General features: G+C 57.5%; 7 protein-coding genes and 3 pseudogenes. 3 read left to right on the top strand and 7 right to left on the bottom strand.

All coding sequences use genetic code 11. The features are described from left to right. Nucleotides 1-139, top strand: a pseudogene (locus ACGVJ8_RS11645) (tryptophan synthase subunit alpha); the annotation flags it as partial. 72 nt (nt 140-211) lie between these two features. On the opposite strand, the pseudogene ACGVJ8_RS11640 reads toward ACGVJ8_RS11645, so the two are convergent. Then, nucleotides 212-583 (bottom strand): annotated as a pseudogene (locus ACGVJ8_RS11640) (AbrB-like transcriptional regulator). 97 nt (nt 584-680) lie between these two features. Here ACGVJ8_RS11640 and ACGVJ8_RS11635 point away from each other — a divergent pair. Continuing rightward, nucleotides 681-950, top strand: a complete 270-nt coding sequence (locus ACGVJ8_RS11635; protein WP_392348273.1) for a YciI family protein — start codon at nt 681-683, stop codon at nt 948-950. Here ACGVJ8_RS11635 and ACGVJ8_RS11630 read toward each other — a convergent pair. Continuing rightward, the gene (locus ACGVJ8_RS11630) at nt 926-1,282 is read right to left on the bottom strand and encodes a c-type cytochrome (protein ID WP_392348272.1); all 357 of its coding nucleotides are present in this window, start codon (nt 1,280-1,282) and stop codon (nt 926-928) included. The genes ACGVJ8_RS11635 and ACGVJ8_RS11630 overlap by 25 nt on opposite strands. A 19-nt stretch (nt 1,283-1,301) precedes the next feature. Next, nucleotides 1,302-1,535, bottom strand: coding sequence for a DUF3136 domain-containing protein (locus ACGVJ8_RS11625; RefSeq protein ID WP_392348270.1), 234 nt, complete (start codon nt 1,533-1,535; stop codon nt 1,302-1,304). A gap of 89 nt (nt 1,536-1,624) precedes the next feature. Here ACGVJ8_RS11625 and ACGVJ8_RS11620 point away from each other — a divergent pair, with 89 nt between their 5' ends. After that, on the top strand, nt 1,625-2,146 hold the full coding sequence (locus ACGVJ8_RS11620; RefSeq protein WP_392348275.1) for a Nif11 domain/cupin domain-containing protein: 522 nt from the start codon (nt 1,625-1,627) through the stop codon (nt 2,144-2,146). 485 nt (nt 2,147-2,631) lie between these two features. Here ACGVJ8_RS11620 and ACGVJ8_RS11615 read toward each other — a convergent pair whose 3' ends face one another. The 4 genes and pseudogenes from ACGVJ8_RS11615 to ACGVJ8_RS11600 all read right to left on the bottom strand — a co-directional run bounded on the left by ACGVJ8_RS11615 (nt 2,632) and on the right by ACGVJ8_RS11600 (nt 4,080). After that, nucleotides 2,632-3,126 carry a phosphate-starvation-inducible PsiE family protein gene (locus ACGVJ8_RS11615; RefSeq protein WP_392348268.1) on the bottom strand — a complete coding sequence of 165 codons (495 nt, stop codon included), beginning with the start codon at nt 3,124-3,126 and terminating at the stop codon, nt 2,632-2,634. A 5-nt stretch (nt 3,127-3,131) separates the two neighbouring features. After that, on the bottom strand, nt 3,132-3,341 hold the full coding sequence (locus ACGVJ8_RS11610) for a hypothetical protein (protein WP_392348266.1): 210 nt from the start codon (nt 3,339-3,341) through the stop codon (nt 3,132-3,134). A gap of 40 nt (nt 3,342-3,381) precedes the next feature. After that, nucleotides 3,382-3,702 carry a hypothetical protein gene (locus ACGVJ8_RS11605; protein WP_392348264.1) on the bottom strand — a complete coding sequence of 107 codons (321 nt, stop codon included), beginning with the start codon at nt 3,700-3,702 and terminating at the stop codon, nt 3,382-3,384. Between the two features lie 11 nt (nt 3,703-3,713). Beyond that, nucleotides 3,714-4,080: pseudogene (locus tag ACGVJ8_RS11600) on the bottom strand (YkvA family protein). Nucleotides 4,081-4,234: the final 154 nt, after the last annotated feature.

The following is a 4,234-nucleotide window of genomic DNA, read 5'->3' as shown; positions in this document are numbered from 1 at the left end:
TCGGGGCTGGGGTGCCGATGGGGCGATCGTGGGCAGTGCACTTGTGAAACGGATTGCGGCAGCATCGCCCGGAGAAATTGCTCAGGAAGCTGGTCGTTTTTGCGCTGAGTTGCGTGCCGCTGCCGATGATCAGCCCTAAGTGGCTGCCATCCCACTCAAGGCATGAAAAAAACCGGCATTGGCCGGGGTTGCACTGCTTTCGACCGTTAAATCACTCGTCGTCTTCGTCCGTGGTACCCACCGGCGTCAGACGCATTTATTGCGACCCAGTTTGATTTCAAATTCATCTCTCCGGTTTCAGTTCAAGTAGCACTATGTAAGCCTTGTCGATGAGCAGATCGCCGTTGCTGTGCACAGTGGCCACATATCTGAGCTTGCGGCCGCTTTTGCCCACGCCGCCAACACCACCCGCGCCAAGAGTGATGCCTTTGGCCTCCAGCAGTGCTTCGTAAAAAGTGGTGAAATTCAGACGCTCACTACCATCCTTTTTATTGGAGACATAGCCACAGGCACGAACAAGATCAGACTTGCTGACGTCACCCAGTTCTTTGACTTTATTAAAAAAGTCGCTCCCAGTGAGCATCGCTTTCGAGAGATATCAATCTTCATAATATGGCCTTTGTTCGAGTTGCTATGCCATCATTTTCACTGAAAAGTTCCGCGTTATTTCATCCTTTGTTATGGCACGTTTCGTCTTGTGGGGCACTTGCTGCACGGATGCTCTTGTGAAGCGTGCTCCTTATCGTGATGAGCACCTCGCTCGTCTTCAAGGCTTGAAAGAACAGGGAACGCTGATCACACTTGGTCCCACCGAAGCAAGCACCCACGTTTTCGGGATCTTCGAGGCCGACAGCATCGACGTCGTTCGCAAGCTGGTTGAGGACGATATCTATTGGAAGCAGCGAATCTGGACGGCGCTCGAGGTTTATCCCTGGGTCCAGGCGTTCTGAGCCTGCGTCAGGACCCATTCAGCCACGAGCTGATCTCCATCGCTCCCGAGAACGTCGGCGTAACCGCTCATTTGGCCTCGCCCTTCCCGGGCGATGGCTGCGATGGCCGCCACCGTTGCGATCTTCTCACGCTCGAGGGCCTTTAGCTTCAGGTTTTTCCCCCGGCGAATGATGTTGCCACCGTTGATGTGGCATCCCGCGCAATGCTGTTCGAACAACAGGGCGCCTGGGCTGGCGTCCGGCCCGGCAGCAAGCGATGCTGCGGCCTTTCCAAGGTTCAGGAGCAGAACAAGAAACACACCAAGGCAGCAGCTCAGGAGGTTGCTCAGCACAGGAATGGTGTGGCTTGGATCAGTCTGCTTGAGCAGGTGATGCGTCCTTTTGGTACCGCTGGATCAGTTCATCGGGAGAGCGGTAATCCTTGGGAAGCGAAGTGTGCAATCTGTTGAGGTAATCCCAGCAGACCGTTCGGCGAATGGCATTGAGGTCGCGTCCATCGGCAACAAGGCGACGCAGGGCTTGGCAGTAGGTCGAGAATCCACCTTCCAGATCTCCGATGTTGAGTGCCTTGGTTGCAGATGGCATGAAACAGAAGGTCAGGATCTTCTGACTTTTGCGTCGATCCCGTGATTGGTCTGTTGCCAGGATCACTGTTGGAGCTGTGCGGTCGTCCTATGGCGGAACAGGATCTGATCCGTTTCCTCAGCAAGATCTCTCAACTTCAGTCCCTTGCGGACCGTGTGCAGCAGGACCCCAGCAGCCGAGAACGGCTGGCGGCTTGTGCGGACCACAACCAGGTTGTTCAGCTGGCCCAAGCCTGGGGGTTCGACATCGGTCGGCGCTGGGGTGAGCGTGACCATGGGCCGGGAGGAGAAGCCAACCTGCTGGCGACTCCCTGCCCTCCTCCGGGTGCGGAATCAACCCAGGTGTTGGTGTCTGCCGAAACATGGAGACTGCTGTTGATTGCATCCAACGGCTACCGCTCTCCCCGTGACGAATGGATGGATCAGTTCGATCACGAATGGGTGCTTGTGTTGCGGGGGAGTGCCTGTGTTACGCTGCAGAACTCCGATCGGATTGTGGATCTCAGCCCTGGGGATCATCTTTTGCTTTCGCCCCATCAACGCCACCGGGTGGAGCGCACCGACCCCGATCCTGGAACCCTCTGGCTGGCCTTGCACTGGGGTGCTGCTTAAAATTGTCGAGGCAAGACACTCCCACGATGGGGCGTGGAGCTCCCAAAAGGCAATGAGCACGACAGCTGACTGCTGTCGGTCGCATCGTTGAAGAGAGTGAGTGTATCGAGCTCGGAGGAGCCCATGATTGCCGACACCCCACCTGAGCAAACCCCAGAAGCAGACTGACTTGCTGGTCCCTGCTCCAACAGTTTCCACCCATTCGTAAGCGATTCGTCTAGCGCGACAATGAAGAGCGTCAAGCCAGTCGACTCCCCTCTGCATCGTTCGTAGGTGCCCTGCAGGAGAGCCGCTTCACATCTGGACCCGATGGCCCCAGGGTGCCTTGAGCCAGACGCTTCGACCTTCCTGTCTCAGTTCCATTGTCTGGAGGAGATTTTCCAAGGCATCAGACACTGAAATTGAGGTCGATTACCATGCACAAACGAGTAAGTTAGGCCGTCTTTCCATCGGGAAAGGTGGCCTTCCTTTCGGTCCGTCAACCTTCAGTCCTGGTAATCAAGCTTGGTGGCTGATTCTCTACGTCCCAGTTGCTTGCGGGAGGGAGTGGCGTTGGCACGCTTGACCAACCAGTAAGCGGCTGAAAGTGAGACGACTGCGATCCCAAGGCCCACCAGAAGCTGGGGTTTGTTTTCAGCACCGGAGGGCAACACGATCACCTTTCGAGCCACAGCCGTCAGCGCGGTGACCAGAACCAGTTCAATCTGCACCACGTGGCGTCTCAGGTAACAGGTGATGTTTTGCAGCACCTCCAGCGCGATCAAAACGGTGAGCAGATCGCCGAGGATCTTGATCAGGTCATCGCCCAACCACGTCGCCGCTGACCCAGTCAGCAACTTGGAGCCCAAGGAAACCATCAACTGGATGATGGCGGCGCTGATCACCACAGCCGTGATCAGGGTGAGCAGTCGGGCTACTTCACGCTCACCAGCATCAACAAAGGCGAGGAAACTTCTCTTGGAATGCGTGGGTTCGCTCACGGGGGTCAGTCGTGGAAGGGGTTGTAGTAATGGCGAGCTTTGGTGTCGCTGGCCGGGTTGACCACCTTGGTGTCGGAAGTGACCGAGCCATCCTCTGCCGTGACGCAATCGGCTTCAATTTTGCTGTCTTTGCCCGTGGCGCTCCCCGATCCCCGCAGCCACCCCTCGGTTTGCGCAAGGGCCGATGAGGCGCTGAGGAGTTGATTTCGCGTCATCGGGGCGATATCTGAGCCACCACTTTGCCCGTGTAGGCCCCTAATCGGTGCAGTCGTCCCGAATTTCCTGCAAAAGCAGATCAAGTTGCCCGAACGGATCGTCCTCGGCTGTTGCGACACTGGCACCCTCGCTTGAAGGCTGGCCATGCCATTCGGCTTCAACGCTGCAAAGCCGATCAGCTAGTCCAGCCAGTCCACGCAGTTTGTGCTCGCGCTCCAGCACCTCAAGCAGGGCGGGCATTCGGGTCGACACAGCGCGCAAGTTTCGACGCAGGTCGGCCTGAGTGCGCCCTTGCTGCTTCAACCAGTCCTTCAGCAGCAGAGTGAGATTCGCTTCAAATTCAGGGGTCCAGCCAGACATTGATCAGCGATTCAGTGCGCCAGGGGAAACCAGCGATCCAGTTTGCGGCGAGCTCGCATCCGGATGGCTGGAGTGACGTGATTGCTCCACAGACCCACCATGGCCGTAAGCGCCACCAGATCATCACTGAAACCGGCCACCGGTAGCAGGTCTGGAATTAGGTCGGCGGGCATCAGTAGATAGCTCAGGGCAGCGAGCATCGTCAGCCGCGCGGCTAGAGGGCATCTCGGGGTCAAGTACCAACTCCAGGGCTTCCAGGGCTGGGGCGGCAAGACCCCTGCCGGCCCGCTGCAACAAACGCAGCAGCAGGATTTCGTCGATCACCTCCCGTTCAAGCACGTCAGCTTCAACGGTGGTACGCGCAGCCTGGTCAGTCATGCGGAGGAAACCGGTTGGATCCACTCTCTCCAGTTTCTCAGTAGAATGCCAGCTGGACGAGCCGACGTTCAGGGTGTGGATTCCACGAGTCCGCTTTGAATTCCCGCCTTGCGCAGTTTGCGCAGGGCCCGCTGCACAACCTGACGGCAATACT

Source organism: Parasynechococcus sp. (assembly GCF_042954245.1).
Lineage (GTDB): Bacteria > Cyanobacteriota > Cyanobacteriia > PCC-6307 > Cyanobiaceae > Parasynechococcus.
The sequence above is the reverse complement of the archived record's forward strand: the minus strand, read 5'-3'. Positions and strand labels throughout refer to the sequence as shown.